The sequence below is a fragment of the Streptomyces sp. NBC_01450 genome, assembly GCF_036227505.1.
In the GTDB taxonomy this organism is placed as follows: Bacteria; Actinomycetota; Actinomycetes; order Streptomycetales; family Streptomycetaceae; genus Streptomyces.
Map to the genome: position 1 here is coordinate 7,980,943 of NZ_CP109480.1, position 20,009 is coordinate 8,000,951.

The following is a 20,009-nucleotide window of genomic DNA, read 5'->3' on the forward strand; positions in this document are numbered from 1 at the left end:
GTCCTCCATGCATGTGCGCCACGCCGGTCTCCAGTGACCGGTCGGCGGCTGGTGTCCGGCCGCTCTTCTTCGGCCCTGTGGTGGGGGCCCTGTCCTGCCGAGAACCCATCTTCGCACTTGTCGGGAGCGTTCGAGACGCCGGGCCCGTGTGTGAGACGTCGCACTGTCCGAATACGGCGGTACCCCCGCGCCCTTGTCAGGGCCCGGGGGTACCGCGCGTCGGCCGCGAATCACCCGCGACCGCGGAACTCGCTCAGCCGAGATCGCCCGAGGCGGTCAGCTCGGCGAGCCGCACCAGCGTCCGCACCGCGGACCCCGTACCACCCTTCGGCGTGTAGCCGAACGGGCCGGACTCGTTGAACGCGGGCCCGGCGATGTCCAGGTGGGCCCACGTGATGCCCTCGCCCACGAACTCCTTGAGGAACAGACCGGCGACCAGACCACCGCCCATCCGCTCACCCATGTTGGCGATGTCGGCGGTCGGGGAGTCCATCCCCTTGCGCAGGTGCTCCGGCAGCGGCATCGGCCAGGACTCCTCGCCGACCTCCTCGGCGGCCTCGACGATCGCCGTACGGAACGCGTCGTCGTTGGCCATCACACCGAAGGTGCGGTTGCCGAGCGCGAGCACCATCGCGCCGGTCAGCGTCGCCACGTCGATGATGGCGTCCGGCTTCTCCTCCGACGCCTTCCACAGCGCGTCGGCGAGCACGAGACGGCCCTCGGCGTCGGTGTTGAGGACCTCGACGGTCTTGCCGCTGTACATGCGCAGCACGTCACCGGGGCGGGTGGCGGAACCGGAGGGCATGTTCTCGGCGAGCGCCAGCCAGCCGGTGACGTTGACCTCGAGGCCGAGACGCGCCGCGGAGACCACGGCGGCGAAGACCGCCGCCGCGCCGCTCATGTCGCACTTCATCGTCTCGTTGTGCCCGGCGGGCTTGAGGGAGATGCCGCCCGAGTCGTAGGTGATGCCCTTGCCGACGAACGCGAGGTGCTTGGTCGCCTTCGGGGAGGTGTACGACAGTTTCACCAGGCGGGGAGCGGCGGCCGAGCCCGCGCCGACGCCGAGGATGCCGCCGTAGCCACCCTTCTGCAGGGCCTTCTCGTCGAGCACCTGCACCTTGATGCCGTGCTCCTTGCCGGCGGCGGTGGCGACGGCGGCGAAGGCCTCGGGGTAGAGGTCGTTCGGCGGGGTGTTGATGAGGTCGCGGGCGCGGTTGAGCTCCTCGGTCACGGCGGTGGCGCGCGCGAGGGCCGCCTTGTACGCCGCGTCCCGGGGCTTGCCGCCGAGCAGCGTGACCTCGGCGAGCGGAGTCTTGCCGTTCTTCGCGTCCTTGCCGTTCTCCTTGTAGGCGTCGAAGGCGTACGCGCCGAGCGCCGCGCCCTCCGCCAGGACGCCCGCGTCGGCGGCGTCGGTGATCGGCAGGGCGAAGACGGCCTTCTTGGCACCGGCGAGCGCGCGGGCCGCGGCACCGGCCGCGCGGCGCAGCGCCTCGGCACTGAACGTGTCGTCGTTCTCCGGGACGGCTCCCAGTCCGACGGCCACGACGACGGGCGCCTTGAAGCCGGTCGGTGCGGGCAGCTTCGTCACCTCACCCTCGCCGCCGGATGCGCCGAGGGTCTCCAGGATTCCGGCGAGTGCGCCGTCGTACGCCTTGTCCACGGCCTCGGCACCCGGTGCGACGACCGGGCCCTTGGCGCCCTTCGCTACACCGACGACGATCGCGTCGGCCCGCAGGCCGGACGCCGCGGCGGTGCTGAGAGTCAGAGCAGTCACTGTGGTGAGATCTCGCTTCCATTGTTTTGCTGCGGCCGAATAGGGATGGGTCGACCGGGCCCTGACGAATGACCCTAGATCCGGCCTCAGGGAGTGTCTTTACCTGGGTGCCACATATTCGTGACGAGCCTACGCGCGCCGCCGGGTTTCGCTCATTCCTACGCTCGCTGGAAGTTCAGCCGAGGGAAAGCACCACGAGGGCGGTGGTCGCTGCCATCTCCGCGAGGCCGCCGAAGACGTCGCCGGTGATGCCGCCGAAGCGGCGTGTGCAGTGACGCAGAAGCAGTTCGGCGCTCGCGCAGCCGGCGAGAACGGCCAGCGGGGCGCGTACGAGGTCGTACGAGCCGAGGAGTGCGCCGGCGCCCGCCGCCGCGCCGACGACGGCGAGGGTCACCAGCAGCGCCGCGCGCACGGGCACCGTGCCCGCGACCGCGGCGCCCAGGCCCTCGGGGCGGGCCGGGGGCACCCCGGTACGCGCGGCCAGGGTGAGCGCGAGACGGGCCGCGGTCGCCGAGACGACGGCCGCGAGCACACCCCGGCCCCACGAGTCCTCGTAGGCCTGGAAGAGTGCGGCGACCTGCGCCATCAGCACGAAGAGCAGGGTGATCACGCCGAACGGGCCGATGTCGGACTGCTTCATGATCCGCAGTGCGTCCTCGGCGGGCTTGCCGCTGCCGAGGCCGTCCGCGGTGTCGGCGAGCCCGTCGAGATGCAGACCGCGGGTGAGCGCGGCCGGTACGGCGGCGGTGGCGACGGCGGCCAGCAGCGGGCCCGCGCCCATCGCGAGCAGCGTCACGCCCACCAGGGCCGCGCCCGCCCCGACGACCAGCCCGGCGACGGGGGCGCACAGCATTCCGCCGCGCGCCGCCTCACGGTCCCAGCGGGTGACCGTGACGGGGAGCACGGTCAGGGTGCCGAAGGCGAAGCGGAGGCCGTGGGGGAGAAGGGTCCTGAACACCGGCGCAGGCTACCCGGGGAGGTGGCGGGCCGACCGGGCGCGGGTGTGGCGGCCGGGCACGAGAGCCGCGGATAAAGTGCGCAATATGGGTCATTGGTTGCACAGAAACATCATCGAACCGGGAAAGCTGCCACTTCTGCTGGCACTGGCCTCCTTCGTGCTGACCTTTGTGATCACCCGTGTCATCGTCCGCCTCATCCGCGCCGGCAAGGGCCCGTTCGGCAACGTCAAGGCGGGCGGTCTGCACATCCACCACGTCGTGCCCGGTGTCGTCCTGACCGTGATCGGCGGCTTCGGCGCGGTGGCCAGCTCCCGGCACGGCGGCTTCGGCGCCGCCCTGTTCGCGGTGGTGTTCGGGATGGGCGCCGGGCTGGTGCTCGACGAGTTCGCGCTGATCCTGCACCTCGACGACGTGTACTGGAGCGAGGAGGGCCGCAAGAGCGTCGAGGTCGTCCTGGTCACGGCGGCCCTCGTCGGCCTGGTGCTCGGCGGTTTCCTGCCGTTCGGGGTCAACGACATGACCCAGGAGGAACTCCAGGACCGCGGCGGGGTCATCCTGAGCGTCGCCGTGAACTTCCTCTTCGCCCTGCTCGCCCTGAGCAAGGGCAAGGCCCGCATGGCGATCTTCGGCGTGATCGTCCCGTTCGTCGCCCTCATCGGCGCCGTCCGGCTGGCCCGCCCGGTCTCGCCGTGGGCCAGGCGCTTCTACCGCCGCAGGCCGCGCGCCCGGGCCAGGTCGGTCCTGCGCGCCTACCACCACGACCGGCGCTGGTTGGGCCCGCGCCGCAGGCTTCAGGACTGGATCGGCGGGAAACCGGATCCCGTCCGGCCGCTGCCCGGCCGCCGATGACGGTGGCGGCGGCGGTGACGCAGGATCGAGATCCCGTAGAGCACGAGGACCGCGACGAGCGCGGCGATGTGCTCCTTGCCCGCGAGGTTCCCCTTGAACGCCACCTCGATCACCATCGCCGCGATCACCCCCCACGCCGTCCAGTACGCGTGATAGCGCCAGGCGACGAAGACGGCGAGGCCGACCACGGCCGCCGAGGGACCGGTGTCCACGACCTGCGCGTCCGTCACGGGCAGCCCCAGCACAGTGTCCGGGCCCAGTGAGATCGCCACGCGCGCGTAGAGCGTGCCGGCCAGCGTGGTGACGTACGCGATGACGAGCATCCGCCACCAGCCCAGACAGATCTCGGCGATCCCGAACACGACGAGGAGCTGCAGCAGCGCGCCCCACACCGGCAGGTCGAGGGCCGGCACGAACAGGGAGAGCGGTGTGCGCAGCAGGTCGAGCCACAGCGGCTCCTCGGCCCGTACGGAACCGATGTCCTGGACGAACCGGAAGCCCCAGGGCTGGTTCTGGACGAACTGGAGGACGGCCGTCAGACAGACGGCCGTGAGCGTCACCGGAATCGCCCGCCAACGCTTCCTGGCGAGTGCCTCGCGCACGGTGACGTAGATCAGTCCCCATTCGGCGCGGGCGAGGCGGGCGAGGGTGTTCATGCAGCGGTCCCCATCTGTCCTGCCGTCCCGGTCCCCGTCCCCGTCCCCGTCCCCGTCCGCCGGACTCTCCCCGACTGTCCGGCCGTCCTCATCTGTGCGAGTCCAGGTGCCTGCGGTGCAGCCACTTCGGCAGTCCGGGTGCCTCGAGGAACCCCTCGGCGCGCGCGGCCGCGACGCCGATGCGCAGCAGGTCCGCGCTCTTCTCGAAGATCAGGAACCGGGGTTCCCAGATCGGCCGGTACTTGGCGTTGGCCCGGTACAGCGACTCGATCTGCCACCAACGCGAGAAGAAGCTGAGCAGGGAACGCCACAGCCGCAGCACCGGCCCGGCGCCGAGGCGTCCGCCACGTTCGAAGACGGAACGGAACATGGCGAAGTTGAGCGAGACCTGGGTGATCCCGATTTCCTGGGCGCGGCGCAGGAGCTCGATCACCATGAACTCCATCAGCCCGTTCTCGGAGTCACGGTCACGCCGCATGAGGTCGAGGGAGAGCCCCTGCGGCCCCCACGGCACGAACGACAGCAGCGCCCTCAACTCGCCCTGCCCGTCCGTGCACTCCAGCATCACGCACTGCCCGTCGTCCGGGTCGCCGAGCCGCCCGAGCGCCATGCTGAACCCGCGCTCGGTGGCCCCGTCGCGCCAGTCGTCGGCGCGCCGCAGGAGATACGTCATCTCGTCGGCCGGGATGTCCTCGTGCCGGCGGATGCGCACCTCGTACCCGGCCCGCTTCACCCGGTTGTAGGCCTGGCGGACCGTGCGCATGGCGCGTCCATCGAGGGTGAACTCGGCGGTTTCGACGATCGCCTCGTCACCGAGTTCGAGGGCGTCGAGACCGTGCCGCGAGTAGACGGTCCCCGCCTCCTCGCTCGCGCCCATGACCGCCGGGATCCAGCCGTGCGCGCGGGCCTCGGCGAGCCAGGGCTCGATGGCGCCGGGCCACGCCTCCGGGTCGCCGATCGGGTCGCCGGAGGCCAGTGACACCCCGCCGACGACGCGGTACGCGACCGCGGCCTTGCCGGTCGGCGACCAGACCACGCTCTTCTCCCTGCGCAGCGCGAAGTAGCCCAGCGAGTCGCGGTCGCCGTGCCGGTCGAGCAGGGCGCGCAGCCGTTTCTCGTCGTCCTCGGTGAGCGGGTCGACGGCGCGGCGCGAGCGGAAGGCGGCGTAGAACACGGCGAGGACCAGCAGGGTGCTGAGCACGTTGATGGTGACGTTGACCCAGTTGGCGATCTCCAGGCCGTGGAAGCGGGAGTCGTCGGCGGCGACCGACACCAGGCGCAGGGCGCCGTAGCGCCAGCGTTCCCAGAAGGTCGAACGGTAGGCGTCCCGTGCGCTGTTGGTGACCGTCACCAGCAGCACGGCGAGCAGGGAGGCGACGAGCAGACCACCGACGGCGACGGCCGCGGCGAGCCTGGGGTTCGAGCGGTCGCCCTTCGCGTAGAACTCCCGGCGGCCGACGACCAGCGTGATGACGAAGGCGGCGGTCAGGGCGAGCGAGACCCAGTTCTGGGCGTACTGGCGGATCTCCGGGAACGTCATCGCGACGGCGAACAGCATCAGGAACAGTCCGCTGAGCACGAAGTTGAGGATCCACGCGGCCCGTTTGCGGCGACGCATCGTGATGGCCAGGAACATGGTGAAGACACCCGACGCGAATCCTGCCGTCAGCAGGTACGGGGTGAAGAAGTTCTCGGTGTTGTGTCGCCGTACGTCCTGCCCGAGCGACACCCACACGGCGCTCAGGAAGTTGATGAACGCGACGGCCCGCAAGTACCAGACCGCGAAGGCGGCGGCTCTGCGCGACGCTCCCGTGGACAGGCGGTCCCCTTCACCCTGACGGGCCGGGACCCGCTCCTGATCAGCGGCAATTCGGGCATCTCCCATAAAGGGCGATGATATGGGGCGGGCCGCGTCGGGCGGGGGAGGGGCGGTGCGGGTGATGCGGGCCGGGGTTGTGTTGTCGAGTGGGTTTCCTCGGCGGCCGGGGGTGATCTCGCGGGTGCGGCCGGAAGGGACCTGATCGCGCGGTTCCCCGCGCCCTCAAGAGCCTTGGGGCGGGCGGCGTTTGTGGGCGAGGCCGGGGTGGGCGTACCCCGCCCACCCCGGCCCGCGGGGGTTACTTCTCGTCCTCGCCGGAGGCCTCGGCCTCGGGGGCGGCCTCGGGGTCGGGGGTCGGGGTTTCCGGGAGTTCGGCGGAGAGGGCGGCGGCGGCCTGGACGAGAGGGAGGGCGAGGAGGGCTCCCGCGCCCTCGCCGACGGTGACGCCGTGGTCGAGGAGGGGTTCGAGGGCCATCCGGTCCAGGGCCTTCGCCTGGGCCGGCTCGCCGCTGTTCTGGCCGGCCAGCCACCAGTCCGGCGCCCGGAAGGCGACCCGCTGCGCCACGAGGGCACACGCGGCCGAGACGACCCCGTCGAGGATCACCGGCATCTTCCGCACCGCGCTCTGCAGGAGGAACCCGGTCATCGCCGCGAGGTCGGCGCCGCCCACCACCGCGAGCAGCTGCAGCTGATCCCCGAGCACCGGCCGGGCCCGCCGCAAGGCGTCCCGCACGGCCGCGCACTTGCGCATCCACGCGAGGTCGTCGATGGGCCGCCCGCCCCGCCCGGTGACCACGGACGCGTCGGTCCCGCACAGCGCCGCGACCAGCACGGCCGCCGCGGTGGTCCCGCCGACGCTCACATCGCCGAGCACCACCAGATCCGTACCGGAGTCCGCCTCCTCGTCCGCGACGGCGACCCCCGCGCGGAACGCGGCCTCCACCTCCTCCGAGGTCAGCGCGTCCTCGACGTCGATGCGCCCCGAACCGCGCCGCACCCGATGCCGTACGACGTCCGCGGGAAGCTGCGCCGGATCGCAGTCCAGCGCCATGTCGACGACCCGTACCGGCACGCCGAGCCCGCGGGCCAGTACCGCCGCGGGGCTCGCGCCCTCCAGGACGGCCCGCACCAACTGGTCGGCGGTACCCGCGGGCCGCGCCGACACGCCGAGTTCGGCGACCCCGTGGTCGCCCGCGAACAGCACCACACGCGGGTGCTCGATCGGCCGCACCGGCACCGCGGACTGCGCCGCCGCCAGCCACTCACCCAGGTCGTCGAGGCGGCCCAGTGCCCCGGGCGGCACGATCTGGCGCTCCCGGCGCGCCTCGGCCTCCCGGCGCACGCCTCCGTCGGGGCGCTCGATCAGATCGGTGAAGTCGTCGAGATTAAGCGAGCTCATTCGCCGAACAGTACCGGCACCGATCGAACACGTCCGCGCCACGTCGTTGCGCCCCGGATCACGATCCGCTACGTACCGTTTGTGTCGGATTGTCGTACGGCTCGCTCGCGCACCCCACCGTCCCCCCACCCTGCCGTCCCCAGGAGCGCCCATGCCCCCCACGCCACCCCCGAGCGCCGAGCGCCGCGCCGCCTACGCGGCCGAACTCGCCCGAGGCACCGACCGGTTCCACGAGCCGCGCCGGGAGGACTGTCCCTGGTGCGGCTCGAAGCGGTTGCGCACCCGGCTGCGGACGCCGGACCAGGTGCAGCGCAAGCCCGGCACGTTCGTCGTCGACGAGTGCGCGGACTGCTCCCACGCCTTCCAGAACCCGCGGCTCAGCGCGGAGGGACTGGCCTTCTACCACCGGGACTTCCACGAGGGACTCGACGGCCTCACCGACCGGCTCCTCGGCGCCCGCGGCAGCAGAGGACGCCACCGCGCCGCAGCCCGCGCGCTGCTCCCGCACGCCGAGCCGGAGAGCTGGCTCGACGTCGGCACCGGGCACGGGCACTTCCCGGCCGTCGCCCGGGAGGTCCACCCGTACACGTCCTTCGACGGCCTCGACCCCACCCGGCGGGTCGAGAAGGCGCGGGCGGCCGGGCACATCGAGGAGGCCCACCGCGGCCGGCTCACCGATTCTCGGATCACCGGGCGGCTGCGCGCCCGCTACGACGTCGTGAGCATGTTCCACCATCTGGAGCACACCCGCGACCCGCGCGAAGAGCTGCGCGCCGCGCTGACGGTCCTGCGGCCGGGCGGTCACCTCCTCGTCGAAGTCCCGGACCCCGACTGCGCGTTCGGCGCGCTGCTGGGCAGATGGTGGGTGTCGTACGGCCAGCCGCGCCATCTGCACCTGATGCCGCTGCCCAACCTGTTGGGCGAACTCGAGTCCCTCGGCTGCGAGATCGTCGCGACGGACCGCCGCGAACCGCACATCCCGTACGACCTCGCGGGCGCCCTCGCGCTGGCCCTCGGCCGCGTCCTGCCCGACCTCGACGCCCCCTGGCGCCCCACCCCGCCGACGCCGCTCCAGCGCACCCTGCACACGGTCCTGGCCCGGGCCAGCGTTCCGCTGCTCGCCTCGGCCTCCGCCCTGGACCACGCGATGGCCCCGGTCTTCCGCCGCACCCGCTTCTCGAACGCGTACCGGATCATCGCCCGCAGGCAACCGTGAGCCCCGGTCAGCCCCGCAACACCAGTGCCTGCCCCGCCACCACCAGCAGCACGTGCTCGCACTCCGCCGCGAACCCCGCGTTCAGGCGGCCGAGTTCGTCGCGGTAGCGGCGTCCGGAGGCGGTGGCGGGGACGATGCCGGAGCCGACCTCATTGGAGACGGCGACGAGGGTGCGGCGGGTGTAGCGGACGGCGGAGGTGAGTTCCTCGACGCGCCCGCGCAGCGCGCGTTCACCGCCGCCGCCCCACTCCGCGTCGTCCCAGGCGTTCACGGAGTCCATCGCGTCCGTGAGCCAGAGGGAGAGGCAGTCGATGAGGAGGGGAGGGCCGGAGTCCTCCAGGAGCGGCACCAGGTCGCAGGTCTCCACCGTGCGCCAGGAGCCGGGCCGCCGCTCACGGTGGGCGTGCACGCGCGACGCCCACTCGTTGTCGCCGCTGCGGGATCCGCCCGTCGCGACGTACAGCACCTCGGGGAAGGACTCCAGACGCCGTTCCGCCTCCACGGACTTGCCCGAGCGCGCCCCACCGAGCACGAGGGTGCGGCGCGGTACGTCGGGTGCGTCCTCGTAGACGCCCACGTCCAGCGTCGTCCCGTCCGGGACCGCCCGCGCACCCGCCGCCGCGAGCCGCCGCCGCAGTTCGGGGCCCGGCGGCACGTCGTGGTCGAGGTGGACCGCGATCACGTCCGTCGTCGGCCCGACGGCCCCGACCGCGCGCAGCTTCGCCAGGGCGTCCGGCCGCCCCACCACATCGGCGACCACCATGGCGTACGAGTCGCCGTTCTCCTCCAGTCCCGCGGGCGCCGCGCCCGGCGGCAGATACAGCAGCCGTTGTCCGTCCGGCCCGGTGACGGCGTATCCGGTGCCGGGCGAGTCCATCGGCACCGCCCGCACCCGGTGCCCGGTCAGCAGCGCCAGTTCGCCGCCGTCCGGAACGCGTACGGGCTGCGGCAGCCCCGCCGGTACCTCGACCGCGGGCCCGTCGTGCGGATGCGACAGCAGTACCTGCCGTACGCCGCCCAGCGAGTGCCCGGCGCGGGCCGCGGCGAACGCGGCGCCGGGCGTGAGGTCGAGCAGCAGCGTGCCGTCCACGAGCAGCGCGGTGGCCGCCCGCGCGTCCTCGCCGAGCGCACTCGCACAGGCCGCACAGGGACAGTCGGGACGGGGCAGGCCCTCGGGGGCGCCGGTGCCGAGCAGAGTGAGTTCCACGCCCTGATTTTCCCGTGTCGTCGTGGGCGGCGCGCGTTCGGGTACAGCACCTGGAGGGGCGTGGGGCCGTTCACGACCCGCGCCCCGTGCCGCGACTCGCGATCTTCTGTTCCGCGCCCGGCTCAGCGCCTAGGCTTCGGACGGGAGCCGGATCTTGTGCGGTTTCCGCTGTGCAGTGTGCTCATACCTGGGAGGCGTACATGGCGGCATGGACGTGGCGGTTCGAGAAGTCCGACGGGACAGAGGTCCAACCCGCGGTGCAGCCCGAGGAGTTCACCACGCAGGGGGATGCGGAGTCCTGGATCGGCGAGGTCTGGAAGGACCTCCTGGAGGGCGGCGCGGACCAGGTGTTCCTCTTCGAGGACAGCACGAAGATCTACGGGCCGATGAGCCTGCACGCCGAACCGGAGTAGGCCGGCCGGGGTTGCCGGGACTGCTCCCGGCAACCCCGTTCGCCATGCGTCAACCCCTCGCCGCCGCCTTCACCCCGTGCCTACTGCTCGCCCAGCCGCACGCCGACCGTCCGCTCGGTCCCGCCCCGCAGGAACGTCACCCGGGTCCGCCGGCCGGGCTTGTCGGCCGCGAGCGCCTCGGCGAGCGAGGTGAGGGTGGTGATGTCGTTCGTGCCGATCCGGGTGATGATGTCGCCGGGCCGGATGCCCGCCGTGTCGGCCGCGCCGCCGGGCTGCACCTCGACCACGGCGACACCCGCGGGAGCGTAGGTCGCGTCGAGCACCGTACGGCCGGTGATGCCGAGCGCGGCCCGTCCCGAGTCGGTGACCTTGCCGGTTCTGATGATCTGGTCGGCGATCGTCCGCACCATCGAGGCGGGGATCGCGAATCCGATACCGGGCGCCGTGCCGCCCCCGAGGCTCGGGTCCGTCGCGGCCAGCGTGGGAATGCCGATGACCTGACCGTTCAGGCCGACGAGCGCGCCGCCGCTGTTGCCCGGGTTGATCGCGGCCGACGTCTGCACCATGTTGGCGATGGTGGCCCCCGTCCCGCCGTCGGCGCTGCCCTCGCTGACGGTGCGCCCGGTCGCCGACACGATGCCCTGGGTCACGCTGGACGACAGCCCGAGGGGCGAGCCCATCGCCAGCACGATCTGGCCGACCTCGACCTTCTCCGAGTTCCCCATGGTGGCCGCCTTCAGCCCGCTCGGCACCTTGTCCAGCTTGATGACGGCGAGATCCTGGCCCGGGTAGGTGTACACGAGCCTGGCCGTCAGCACGTTCTGGCTGTTGGCCGTCGTCACCCTGAACGTCGTCTCGTTCCCGACCACGTGCGCGTTGGTGACGATGTGTCCCCGGTCGTCGTACACCACCCCCGAGCCCAGTTCGTCGCTCGCCTGGATCTGCACCACCGAGGGCAGGACGTTCTTGATCACCTTCAGGTACGCGTTCTGCAGATCCTCGGCCGCGAGCGGGGCGACGGCCTGCGTCGTCCCCTCCTTCGTGGCGCCCTTCTCGGCCGGCGCCCCGGAGCCGGAACAGCCGCAGATCAGGACGGCGGCGCAGCCGAGGGCGGTTATGGGGAGCGACGGGCGCGGCACGTGGACACGGGTGGCAGCCATGTCCCGAGTGTCCCTTTCGCGGCTCCGCTCCGGCTTGTGGTGCAGGGCCGAACAGGGGGATCGGGCGGCGGTCGGCCGCGTCCGCCGCAGGAACCGGTCAGCCGCGTACGCCGCGGAGATACGTCAGCCGCGTCAGCCGCGTACGCCGCAGAGATGCAGCAGGGCCGCGACCTGGCGATAGGGGTCCGTCCGCCCGGCCCGCTCCTCCGCGGCCAGGAGAGTCTCCACGTCCTCGGGGACGGGGGTCCCGTCGGGCGCCGTGTCCGTGAAGACCCGTACGCCGTACCAGGCGTGCAACGGCGCCCCGATGCCCGCGAGAGTGGACGTGAGCGTGGCGAGCCGGTCCGCGCGGACGGCGAGGCCGAGCCGATTGACGTAGGCGTCCGTGTCGAACGCGGCCAGGGTCGCCGGCCAGTCCCCGGACAGGCCGGGCCGCACGGCCAGCGCGTCGGCGTTCCGTACCAGCAGCGAGAGCAGCCCGCCCGGGGCGAGCATCCGCGCCAGCCCCGCGAGCAGCGGGTCCGGCTCCTCGACGTACATGAGTACGCCGTGGCACAGCACCACGTCGAAGCTGCCGGGCAGGAAGTGCACGCCCGTCTCGCGTCCGTCGCCCTCGATGAGCCGCACCCGGCTCCGGATGCCCTCGGGCTCGGCGGCCAGCGCCTCCCGGGCCACCGCGAGCATCTTCGCGTCCTGCTCCAGGCCGGTCACCTGATGCCCGGCCCGGGCCAGCCGCAGCGCCTGCGTGCCCTGGCCCATTCCGACGTCGAGCACCCGCAACCGCTGCCCGACCGGGAAGCGCCCGGCTATCTGCTCGTCGAGCTGCCGGGCCACCAGCTCCTGTCGTACGACATCACGCAGCCCGCCCAGCTTGCTCAGCCAGGCATCCGCCGCACCTCCGGAGAACGATGTCGTGCTCAGGGCCGCTCTCCGCGCTTGACCTGCGGCTTGGGCAGCCGGAGGCGACGCATCTGGAGAGTGCGCATCAGCGCGTACCTGACCGCGCCCTTCGTGGGCACGTCGGGGAAGCGGGCGGGCAGCTGCTTCCTCAGCTGGATCACGATGACGATCGAGTCGACCACGATCATCACGATCACCACGAGCCACAGCAGCAGCGCGATGTTCTGCAGCGGGCCCACCCGCACCATGCTCAGTACGAGGATGACCACGGCCATCGGCAGGAAGAACTCCGCGACGCAGAAGCGCGAGTCCACGAAGTCGCGCGCGAACTTCCGCACCGGCCCCTTGTCACGGACGGGCAGATAGCGCTGGTCGCCGCTGGCCAGGGCCTGGCGCTGCTTCTCCATCTGGACACGACGCTCGTCGCGCTGGCGCTTGGCCGCGTCCTTGCGCGTCGTCGGCGTCTGGGCGACGCTGCGACGCTGGGTCTGGGCCTCACTGCGCTTGGGCGTGGGGCGGCCCTTAGGGGCCTGCGGGTCACGGGTCTGCTTGGAGTCGGTCACCGGCGCCTTGTCGGCGGGGGCCTTCTCTTCCTTGGCACGGCTACGGAACACAAAACCCAAGGGTACGGGGTGCGGCGGCATGGACGTCGTTCGAGTGGGGAACGATCCGGCAACACCGCGCGTCTGTAGTGGGACAGAGGGGACGTTGTGCACGGGTGGACCCCGAGTCCCACCTACTCCCTACGCCGGAGCGGTGCCGTACGCAGTCGTCCTTGGGGATGAGCGCATCCGTCCCCGAACAGTGCGGTAATGGATGCAGGGCCCGTACTGTGGGTTCTGTTGCAGTACCTGGAGCTGGAGTCCGTCAGAAGGGGGCGCGCGAAGCCCATGAGCGGTGTCATGAAGCGTATGGGGATGATCTTCCGCGCGAAGGCGAACAAGGCCCTTGACCGGGCCGAGGACCCGCGCGAAACCCTCGATTACTCGTACCAGAAGCAGCTGGAGCTGCTGCAGAAGGTGCGCCGCGGCGTCGCGGACGTGGCGACCAGCCGCAAGCGCCTCGAACTGCAGCTGAACCAGCTCCAGAACCAGTCCACCAAGCTGGAGGACCAGGGCCGCAAGGCGCTCGCGCTCGGCCGGGAGGACCTGGCCCGCGAGGCGCTCTCCCGCCGGGCGGCGCTCCAGCAGCAGGTGACGGACCTGGAGACGCAGCACCAGACCCTCCAGGGCGAGGAGGAGAAGCTCACCCTCGCGGCGCAGCGGCTCCAGGCCAAGGTGGACGCCTTCCGCACCAAGAAGGAGACCATCAAGGCGACCTACACGGCGGCCCAGGCGCAGACCCGCATCGGAGAGGCCTTCTCCGGCATCTCCGAGGAGATGGGCGACGTCGGCATGGCGATCCAGCGTGCCGAGGACAAGACCGCGCAGCTGCAGGCCCGCGCCGGCGCGATCGACGAGCTGCTCGCCTCCGGTGCGCTCGACGACCAGTCCGGTCTGGCCAAGGACGACATCCAGAGCGAGCTGGACCGGCTCTCAGGTGGTACGGATGTAGAGCTGGAACTGCAGCGCATGAAAGCCGAGCTCGCCGGCGGCTCCTCGCCGCAGCAGGCGATCGAGGGCGGTAGCGGACAGTCCCAGTCGCAGTCCCGGCCGCAGGACACTCCGCGCTTCGACAAGCAGTGACCCACACCTAAGGCGCCTGAGGAGGGCGACATGATCGTACGGATCATGGGGGAGGGGCAGGTGAGGTTGGACGACAGCCACCTCACCGAACTGAACAAGCTGGACGACGAGCTGCTCGCCGAGATGGAGAGCGGTGACGGGGCGGGCTTCCGGCGCACCCTGACCACTCTCCTGGACCAGGTACGGCGGCTCGGCGCTCCGCTCCCCGACGACGCCCTCGAACCCTCGGACCTCATCCTCCCGTCCCCCGACGCGACCCTCGAAGAGGTCCGCGAGATGCTGACGGACGAGGGCCTGATCCCCGGCTGACGGTTCCCTCCGGGGGTTGAGCGGGGGGACCTCCTCAGCTTCGGAAGTGCCTTGGCCGCAGGCCGGTGGGGGCTGGTCGCGCGGTTCCCCGCGCCCCTGAAAGCTCCGGCCCGTCCGGCGATCGAGGAACCGGCCGACGGTAGCCAGTAGCCCCGTTCCGCCCCCTGCGAGGGCCCCGTACCGTAAACCGGGTGAGCACCCTAGAGCGCACGAAGTACAGACTCCGCGCGCACCCGATGGCCCTGGACGCCGCCCTGGCGACCGGCGTACTCGTGACGATGATGGCCAGCTCCTTCATCGACCCCCACGGGGACGACGGAGCGACCTGGGGCGCGCACACCCCGAACCTCCTCAGCCTCACCCTCATGGTGCTCAGCGCCGCCGCCCTCGTGCTCCGCCGCCGCGCCCCCAGAACGATCCTCGCCACGACCGGCGCCCTCTCCGCCCTGGAACTGGTGGCCAGCGACCCCAGAGCCCCGGTGGTGATGTCCGCCGTCGTCGCCCTCTACACCGTCGCGTCGGCCACGGACCGCCCCACCACCTGGCGTGTCGGCCTGCTCACGATGACGGTGCTGACGGCCTGCGCGATGCTGGTCGGCCCCCTGCCCTGGTACGCGCAGGAGAACCTCGCGATCTTCGCCTGGACGGGCATGGCCGCCGCCGCGGGCGACGCCGTACGCAGCCGTCGTGCCTTCGTGCACGCCATCCGCGAACGCGCCGACCGCGCCGAGCGCACCCGCGAGGAGGAGGCCCGCCGCCGGGTCGCCGAGGAGCGGCTGCGCATCGCCCGCGACCTGCACGACGTCGTCGCCCACCACATCGCCCTCGTCAACGTGCAGGCCGGAGTCGCGGCTCATGTGATGGACAAGCGCCCCGACCAGGCCAAGGAAGCCCTCGCGCACGTCCGCGAGGCCAGCCGCTCGGCCCTCAACGAACTGCGTGCCACCGTCGGCCTGCTGCGCCAGTCCGGCGACCCCGAGGCACCCACCGAACCCGCTCCGGGCCTCGCCCGCCTCGACGAACTCGCCGACACCTTCCGCAACGCCGGACTTCCCGTCGAAGTCGCCCGCGCCGACCACGGCACCACCCTTCCCGCCGCCGTCGACCTCGCCGCGTACCGAGTCATCCAGGAAGCCCTCACCAATGTGCAGAAACACGCGGGTGCGGAGGCGAAGGCCGAGATCAGCGTCGTCCGGGTGGGACCGAACGTGGAAGTGACCGTCCTCGACAACGGACCCGGCCAGGACGACGGACCCGGCCAGGACGACGGTCCGCAGGAGGGCGGTCCGCAGGAGGGCGGCGGGCACGGTCTGCTCGGGATGCGCGAGCGGGTCACCGCGCTCGGCGGCACCTGCACGACCGGTCCCCGCTACGGAGGCGGCTTCCGGGTCCATGCGATCCTTCCGGTCAAGAACCGTGCCGCGCCCGCCCTGGGGGACTCCGCATGACCATCCGTGTCCTGCTCGCCGACGACCAGGCGCTGCTGCGCAGCGCGTTCCGTGTCCTCGTCGACTCCGAGCCCGACATGGAGGTCGTGGGCGAGGCGTCCGACGGAGCGGAGGCGCTGCGGCTCACCCGGGAGGCCCGCGCCGACGTGGTGTTGATGGACATCCGGATGCCGGGGACCGACGGCCTGGCCGCCACCCGGCTGATCAGCGCCGACCCGGGGCTCGCGCACGTGCGGGTGGTCATGCTGACGACCTTCGAGGTCGACGAGTACGTGGTGCAGTCGCTGCGGGCGGGGGCCTCCGGCTTCCTCGGCAAGGGCGCGGAGCCGGAGGAGCTGCTGAACGCCATCCGGATCGCGGCGGGCGGCGAGGCACTGCTGTCCCCGGCGGCCACCAAGGGACTGATCGCCAAGTTCCTCGCCCAGGGCGACGGCTGCGACGAGGGCCGGGACTCCGCCCGGGCCGAGCGGCTCGAGGCGCTCACGGGGCGCGAGCGCGAGGTGCTCGTCCAGGTCGCGGGAGGACACTCCAACGACGAGATCGCCGAGCGGCTGGAGGTCAGCCCGCTCACCGTGAAGACGCATGTCAACCGGGCCATGGCCAAGCTCGGCGCCCGCGACCGGGCCCAACTCGTCGTCATCGCCTACGAGTCGGGCCTGGTACGCCCCAGGGCGGAGTGATCCCCGGGTTACGGCAGCGCCAGCATCCGCTCCAGCGCCAGCTTCGCGAACGCCTCCGTCTCCTTGTCCACCTCGATGCGGTTGACCAGGTTGCCCTCGGCGAGGGACTCCAGGGTCCACACCAGGTGGGGGAGGTCGATGCGGTTCATGGTGGAGCAGAAGCAGACCGTCTTGTCGAGGAAGACGATCTCCTTGTCCTCGGCCGCGAAACGGTTCGCCAGGCGGCGGACCAGGTTCAGCTCCGTGCCGATCGCCCACTTGGAGCCGGCCGGGGCGGCCTCCAGGGCCTTGATGATGTACTCCGTGGAGCCGACGTAGTCCGCCGCCGACACGACCTCGTTCTTGCACTCGGGGTGGACGAGGACGTTCACGCCGGGGATGCGCTCGCGGACGTCGTTCACCGAGTCCAGCGAGAAGCGGCCGTGGACCGAGCAGTGGCCGCGCCACAGGATCATCTTGGCGTCGCGCAGCTGCTCCGCGGTGAGGCCGCCGTTCGGCTTGTGGGGGTTGTAGAGGACGCAGTCCTCCAGGCTCATCCCCATGTCACGGACGGCGGTGTTGCGCCCGAGGTGCTGGTCGGGCAGGAAGAGGACCTTCTCGCCCTGCTCGAACGCCCACTCCAGGGCCCGCTGGGCGTTGGAGGAGGTGCAGATCGTGCCGCCGTGCTTGCCGGTGAACGCCTTGATGTCGGCGGAGGAGTTCATGTACGAGACGGGTACGACCTGCTCGGCCACCCCGGCCTCGGTCAGCACGTCCCAGCACTCGGCGACCTGCTCGGCCGTCGCCATGTCGGCCATGGAGCAGCCGGCGGCGAGGTCGGGAAGGACCACCTTCTGGTCGTCGGACGTCAGGATGTCCGCGGACTCCGCCATGAAGTGCACACCGCAGAAGACGATGTACTCGGCCTCGGGGCGCGCGGCGGCGTCGCGGGCCAGCTTGAAGGAGTCGCCCGTGACGTCGGCGAACTGGATGACCTCGTCGCGCTGGTAGTGGTGGCCGAGCACGAAGACCTTGTCCCCGAGCTTCTCCTTGGCCGCGCGGGCCCGTTCCACGAGATCCGGGTCGGACGGCGAGGGCAGGTCTCCGGGACACTCCACGCCGCGCTCGCTCCTCGGGTCGGCCTCACGGCCGAGCAGCAGCAGGGCGAGGGGCGTCGGCTGTACGTCGAGCTCCTGGGTCTGGGCGGTGGTCACGACACGCACCCTTTCTGTTCTGCGGCTCGCTTGGATCACGGGGGCGATCCAGCGGAACATGCCTTTTCGTCGAATTGACGCTATCTATCATAACTGCTTCACGTCATATTGACGACGCCCATAGCGTCGATGTGACGTGAATCCCGGAGGTTGTCCACAGGCCGCTGTCCGTGCTCTGGAGCATGTGCGAGCATGAGAGGAGAGAACGAGGCGACCACGGAAAGGCAGACTCTCGGCCCGGAATGAATCCGCGGCCCCGACGGTTGCAGACGTCGGCAAGCAGTCTCCGTACAACCCGGGAGAAAAGCAGATGTCCGTATCGGACGAGAAGACCACCGTGAGCGACGGCATCGTGCTGTCCGACTCCGCCGCGGCCAAGGTCAAGGCCCTGCTCGACCAGGAAGGCCGCGACGATCTGGCACTGCGCGTCGCCGTTCAGCCCGGCGGCTGCTCCGGCCTGCGCTACCAGCTCTTCTTCGACGAGCGTTCCCTCGACGGCGATGTCGTCAAGGACTTCGGTGGCGTCAAGGTCGTCACCGACCGCATGAGCGCTCCGTACCTGGGCGGCGCGTCCATCGACTTCGTGGACACCATCGAGAAGCAGGGCTTCACGATCGACAACCCGAACGCGACGGGCTCCTGCGCCTGCGGCGACTCCTTCAGCTGAGCCCGGCCGACTGCTGAACGCGTAACGCGTACGAAGGCGGCGTCCCCCTCCGACAGGGACGCCGCCTTCGCGTGTTCGGGACCGACCGTCCGCAGAGCTCCCGCTCCCGCGCCTACCGCGCCTGAGGCGTCTTCAACGAGGCGCCGGCCACCTTGCCCTCCGGGATCGGCCTGCCGTCCGTGCCGACGACCTTCCGGTCGCCGAGCGGCTGGTCGAGACGCACCGTCTTCTCGTACACCTTGGCGATCAGGATGCAGATCTTGCCCTGCCACGGCGTCGCGGTGACCTTGACGGTCACCTTGTCCGTGGTCTCGCTCGCCGAGGCGGAGTAGTCCGCGCACACCCCGCCCGTGAAGCTCACGGTCAGGTCCTTGCCGTCGGCCGTGTAGCCCTGCACCTGGACGTCGTGGGAGGTCGGCGCCGCGGACGGCCGCGGGCTGGGGGTGGCGGTCGGCGCCCGGGTGGGCTCCGATGAGGTCAGATACTCCGGGTCGACCGCCGGATGCGTCACCGTGAAGGCGGAGTCCGTGCCCTTCGGCCGTACCTCGAACAGCCAGGACGGCACCAGCGTCCGGTGTCCGGACACGAAGTGCGAGGCCAGCCCGAAGACGGCCTTCTCGACGGCCACCGACTCCCGCTTCGGCACCACCGTCGACGCGCCGCACGGCGTCTCGTCACGGTCCTTCAGCGGTACGGCACTGGCGCAGCCGCCGGGTCCCATGCGCCCACCGCCCGGCGGCGCCACAGAGGCCGAGCCGTTCATAAGGTCCAGGGTCTTCTGTGCACCGAGCACGGGGTACGTGTCCCCCTTCACCGGCGTCTTCGCCTGGCCGTTGCCGCCCACCACCTGGCCGTCCGGGCCGACCTGGACGCCGGTGGTCCAGCCGTACGTGGGCAGGCCCCCGACCTTCGGGTCCGCGTTCACCACCCGCACGGCGCCCATGAGCTGACTCGCGTCCAGCTTGGCGTCGTCCTGGCCCAACGACTTCAGTACGGGCGCGGCGGCCTTCTTCGCGGCGGCCTCGCTCACCGCGTGGCTGCTCGGGGAGCCGGGGTCGCTCCTGCACACGGCGCCCTTGCAGTTGTCGGTGCCGGGCGCGTACCGGCTGAACGTCCAGGTCCCGGGAGCCCGCTGGTTCACCTGGAGGCTCGGTCCCGAGCCGTCCTTGTCCTGGCCGACCTTCCAGGTCTCGCCGGTGAGCTTCGGGGTGCCCGCGATGTCGAGGGCCTTCGCCAGGCGGGTCACCTCGGCGGCCGTGACCTCGCCCTTCGCCGCGTAGACGGGCGCGGAGTCCGGGCCGCCGGGCAGCTTGCCGTCCGCGTGATAGGTCGTGCCGTAGGGGTTGGGCTCACCGGGCGCGATGCCGCCCGTACCACTCGTGCCGCCCTCGGTGGAGCCGTCGAGGGCCAGCGGCGGGGGAGTGCCGTCGGTGCCGGGGGTCGCGGAGTGGCCGCGGTCGCTCCCGCCGCCGGATGCGGTCGCGGCGAAATACGCCCCGCCGCCTCCGACGATCAGCACGGCGGCGGCGACCGAGGCGACGGCCACCGGGGAATGGCGGCGGTGCGGCTTCACCGTCTCGCCGCCGTCCTCGGGGGGCTGGGTCGCTTCGCTGTCGGGTCGCTCGGTGCTCACCGCATCGCTCCTTCTGGTCGTACACCGCATCCCCTATACGGG

19 protein-coding genes are annotated in these 20,009 nt (G+C 71.6%); 8 read left to right on the forward strand and 11 right to left on the reverse strand.

All coding sequences use genetic code 11. The features are described 5' to 3' along the window. Window positions 1-253 precede the first annotated feature (253 nt). Together OG568_RS35435 and OG568_RS35440 are read right to left on the reverse strand one after the other, a co-directional pair. Window positions 254-1,774 (reverse strand): leucyl aminopeptidase, encoded by a 1,521-nt coding sequence (locus OG568_RS35435; protein WP_329534505.1) that lies wholly within the window; start codon window positions 1,772-1,774, stop codon window positions 254-256. Window positions 1,775-1,949: 175 nt separating this feature from the next. Beyond that, on the reverse strand, window positions 1,950-2,732 hold the full coding sequence (locus tag OG568_RS35440; RefSeq protein WP_329534506.1) for an adenosylcobinamide-GDP ribazoletransferase: 783 nt from the start codon (window positions 2,730-2,732) through the stop codon (window positions 1,950-1,952). Window positions 2,733-2,817: 85 nt separating this feature from the next. Here OG568_RS35440 and OG568_RS35445 point away from each other — a divergent pair, with 85 nt between their 5' ends. Then, window positions 2,818-3,582, forward strand: coding sequence for a hypothetical protein (locus tag OG568_RS35445; RefSeq protein ID WP_329534507.1), 765 nt, complete (start codon window positions 2,818-2,820; stop codon window positions 3,580-3,582). Here OG568_RS35445 and OG568_RS35450 read toward each other — a convergent pair. From OG568_RS35450 to cobT, 3 genes are all read right to left on the reverse strand, one after another. Continuing rightward, on the reverse strand, window positions 3,525-4,238 hold the full coding sequence (locus OG568_RS35450; RefSeq protein WP_329534508.1) for a hypothetical protein: 714 nt from the start codon (window positions 4,236-4,238) through the stop codon (window positions 3,525-3,527). The two genes, OG568_RS35445 and OG568_RS35450, sit on opposite strands and share 58 nt — an antisense overlap. Before the next feature lie 88 nt (window positions 4,239-4,326). Then, on the reverse strand, window positions 4,327-6,123 hold the full coding sequence (locus OG568_RS35455; protein ID WP_329534509.1) for a phosphatidylglycerol lysyltransferase domain-containing protein: 1,797 nt from the start codon (window positions 6,121-6,123) through the stop codon (window positions 4,327-4,329). A gap of 232 nt (window positions 6,124-6,355) precedes the next feature. Continuing rightward, window positions 6,356-7,456 carry a nicotinate-nucleotide--dimethylbenzimidazole phosphoribosyltransferase gene (gene cobT / locus OG568_RS35460; RefSeq protein ID WP_329534510.1) on the reverse strand — a complete coding sequence of 367 codons (1,101 nt, stop codon included), beginning with the start codon at window positions 7,454-7,456 and terminating at the stop codon, window positions 6,356-6,358. Between the two features lie 151 nt (window positions 7,457-7,607). On the opposite strand from cobT, the gene OG568_RS35465 reads away from it, so the two are divergent. Beyond that, window positions 7,608-8,672 (forward strand): class I SAM-dependent methyltransferase, encoded by a 1,065-nt coding sequence (locus OG568_RS35465; protein ID WP_329534511.1) that lies wholly within the window; start codon window positions 7,608-7,610, stop codon window positions 8,670-8,672. A 7-nt stretch (window positions 8,673-8,679) separates the two neighbouring features. Here the strand turns inward: OG568_RS35465 and OG568_RS35470 are convergent, their stop codons facing one another. Beyond that, on the reverse strand, window positions 8,680-9,879 hold the full coding sequence (locus OG568_RS35470) for a bifunctional adenosylcobinamide kinase/adenosylcobinamide-phosphate guanylyltransferase (protein ID WP_329534512.1): 1,200 nt from the start codon (window positions 9,877-9,879) through the stop codon (window positions 8,680-8,682). A 200-nt stretch (window positions 9,880-10,079) separates the two neighbouring features. Between OG568_RS35470 and OG568_RS35475 the strand changes: the two genes are divergently transcribed. Further along, window positions 10,080-10,292 carry a hypothetical protein gene (locus OG568_RS35475; RefSeq protein ID WP_054231569.1) on the forward strand — a complete coding sequence of 71 codons (213 nt, stop codon included), beginning with the start codon at window positions 10,080-10,082 and terminating at the stop codon, window positions 10,290-10,292. A gap of 80 nt (window positions 10,293-10,372) precedes the next feature. Here OG568_RS35475 and OG568_RS35480 read toward each other — a convergent pair whose 3' ends face one another. The 3 genes from OG568_RS35480 to OG568_RS35490 form a co-directional block, all read right to left on the reverse strand. Continuing rightward, on the reverse strand, window positions 10,373-11,452 hold the full coding sequence (locus tag OG568_RS35480; protein ID WP_329534513.1) for a S1C family serine protease: 1,080 nt from the start codon (window positions 11,450-11,452) through the stop codon (window positions 10,373-10,375). 132 nt (window positions 11,453-11,584) lie between these two features. Then, on the reverse strand, window positions 11,585-12,286 hold the full coding sequence (locus OG568_RS35485) for a class I SAM-dependent methyltransferase (RefSeq protein WP_266582115.1): 702 nt from the start codon (window positions 12,284-12,286) through the stop codon (window positions 11,585-11,587). Window positions 12,287-12,369: 83 nt separating this feature from the next. Further along, on the reverse strand, window positions 12,370-12,996 hold the full coding sequence (locus OG568_RS35490; protein WP_266414689.1) for a DUF3043 domain-containing protein: 627 nt from the start codon (window positions 12,994-12,996) through the stop codon (window positions 12,370-12,372). Between the two features lie 246 nt (window positions 12,997-13,242). Between OG568_RS35490 and OG568_RS35495 the strand changes: the two genes are divergently transcribed. The 4 genes from OG568_RS35495 to OG568_RS35510 all read left to right on the forward strand — a co-directional run bounded on the left by OG568_RS35495 (window position 13,243) and on the right by OG568_RS35510 (window position 16,474). Next, window positions 13,243-14,037 (forward strand): PspA/IM30 family protein, encoded by a 795-nt coding sequence (locus OG568_RS35495; RefSeq protein WP_266414692.1) that lies wholly within the window; start codon window positions 13,243-13,245, stop codon window positions 14,035-14,037. Between the two features lie 30 nt (window positions 14,038-14,067). Then, complete coding sequence (pspAA, locus tag OG568_RS35500) at window positions 14,068-14,346, forward strand: PspA-associated protein PspAA (protein ID WP_329534514.1); 279 nt, start codon at window positions 14,068-14,070, stop codon at window positions 14,344-14,346. 191 nt (window positions 14,347-14,537) lie between these two features. After that, window positions 14,538-15,794, forward strand: a complete 1,257-nt coding sequence (locus OG568_RS35505) for a sensor histidine kinase (protein ID WP_329534515.1) — start codon at window positions 14,538-14,540, stop codon at window positions 15,792-15,794. Next, on the forward strand, window positions 15,791-16,474 hold the full coding sequence (locus OG568_RS35510) for a response regulator (RefSeq protein WP_266414699.1): 684 nt from the start codon (window positions 15,791-15,793) through the stop codon (window positions 16,472-16,474). The genes OG568_RS35505 and OG568_RS35510 overlap by 4 nt, the downstream gene beginning before the upstream one ends. 8 nt (window positions 16,475-16,482) lie before the next feature. Here OG568_RS35510 and nadA read toward each other — a convergent pair whose 3' ends face one another. After that, entirely contained in the window at window positions 16,483-17,667 is a 1,185-nt protein-coding gene (gene nadA, locus OG568_RS35515; protein WP_266582110.1) for a quinolinate synthase NadA, read from the reverse strand. 310 nt (window positions 17,668-17,977) lie between these two features. On the opposite strand from nadA, the gene OG568_RS35520 reads away from it, so the two are divergent. Further along, on the forward strand, window positions 17,978-18,334 hold the full coding sequence (locus OG568_RS35520) for a HesB/IscA family protein (RefSeq protein ID WP_266414703.1): 357 nt from the start codon (window positions 17,978-17,980) through the stop codon (window positions 18,332-18,334). A gap of 112 nt (window positions 18,335-18,446) precedes the next feature. Here the strand turns inward: OG568_RS35520 and OG568_RS35525 are convergent, their stop codons facing one another. Beyond that, the gene (locus tag OG568_RS35525) at window positions 18,447-19,967 is read right to left on the reverse strand and encodes a hypothetical protein (protein WP_329534516.1); all 1,521 of its coding nucleotides are present in this window, start codon (window positions 19,965-19,967) and stop codon (window positions 18,447-18,449) included. Between the last annotated feature and the right edge of the window lie 42 nt (window positions 19,968-20,009).

Bases quoted from the DNA above. Each gene is read 5' to 3' on its own strand.
- OG568_RS35490 (WP_266414689.1), bottom strand. From the start codon at position 12,996: ATGCCGCCGCACCCCGTACCCTTGGGTTTTGTGTTCCGTAGCCGTGCC.
- OG568_RS35465 (WP_329534511.1), top strand. From the start codon at position 7,608: ATGCCCCCCACGCCACCCCCGAGCGCCGAGCGCCGCGCCGCCTACGCG.
- pspAA (WP_329534514.1), top strand. From the start codon at position 14,068: ATGATCGTACGGATCATGGGGGAGGGGCAGGTGAGGTTGGACGACAGC.
- OG568_RS35455 (WP_329534509.1), bottom strand. From the start codon at position 6,123: ATGGGAGATGCCCGAATTGCCGCTGATCAGGAGCGGGTCCCGGCCCGT.
- OG568_RS35495 (WP_266414692.1), top strand. From the start codon at position 13,243: ATGAGCGGTGTCATGAAGCGTATGGGGATGATCTTCCGCGCGAAGGCG.
- OG568_RS35520 (WP_266414703.1), top strand. From the start codon at position 17,978: ATGTCCGTATCGGACGAGAAGACCACCGTGAGCGACGGCATCGTGCTG.
- OG568_RS35475 (WP_054231569.1), top strand. From the start codon at position 10,080: ATGGCGGCATGGACGTGGCGGTTCGAGAAGTCCGACGGGACAGAGGTC.
- OG568_RS35480 (WP_329534513.1), bottom strand. From the start codon at position 11,452: ATGGCTGCCACCCGTGTCCACGTGCCGCGCCCGTCGCTCCCCATAACC.
- OG568_RS35450 (WP_329534508.1), bottom strand. From the start codon at position 4,238: ATGAACACCCTCGCCCGCCTCGCCCGCGCCGAATGGGGACTGATCTAC.
- OG568_RS35510 (WP_266414699.1), top strand. From the start codon at position 15,791: ATGACCATCCGTGTCCTGCTCGCCGACGACCAGGCGCTGCTGCGCAGC.
- cobT (WP_329534510.1), bottom strand. From the start codon at position 7,456: ATGAGCTCGCTTAATCTCGACGACTTCACCGATCTGATCGAGCGCCCC.
- OG568_RS35445 (WP_329534507.1), top strand. From the start codon at position 2,818: ATGGGTCATTGGTTGCACAGAAACATCATCGAACCGGGAAAGCTGCCA.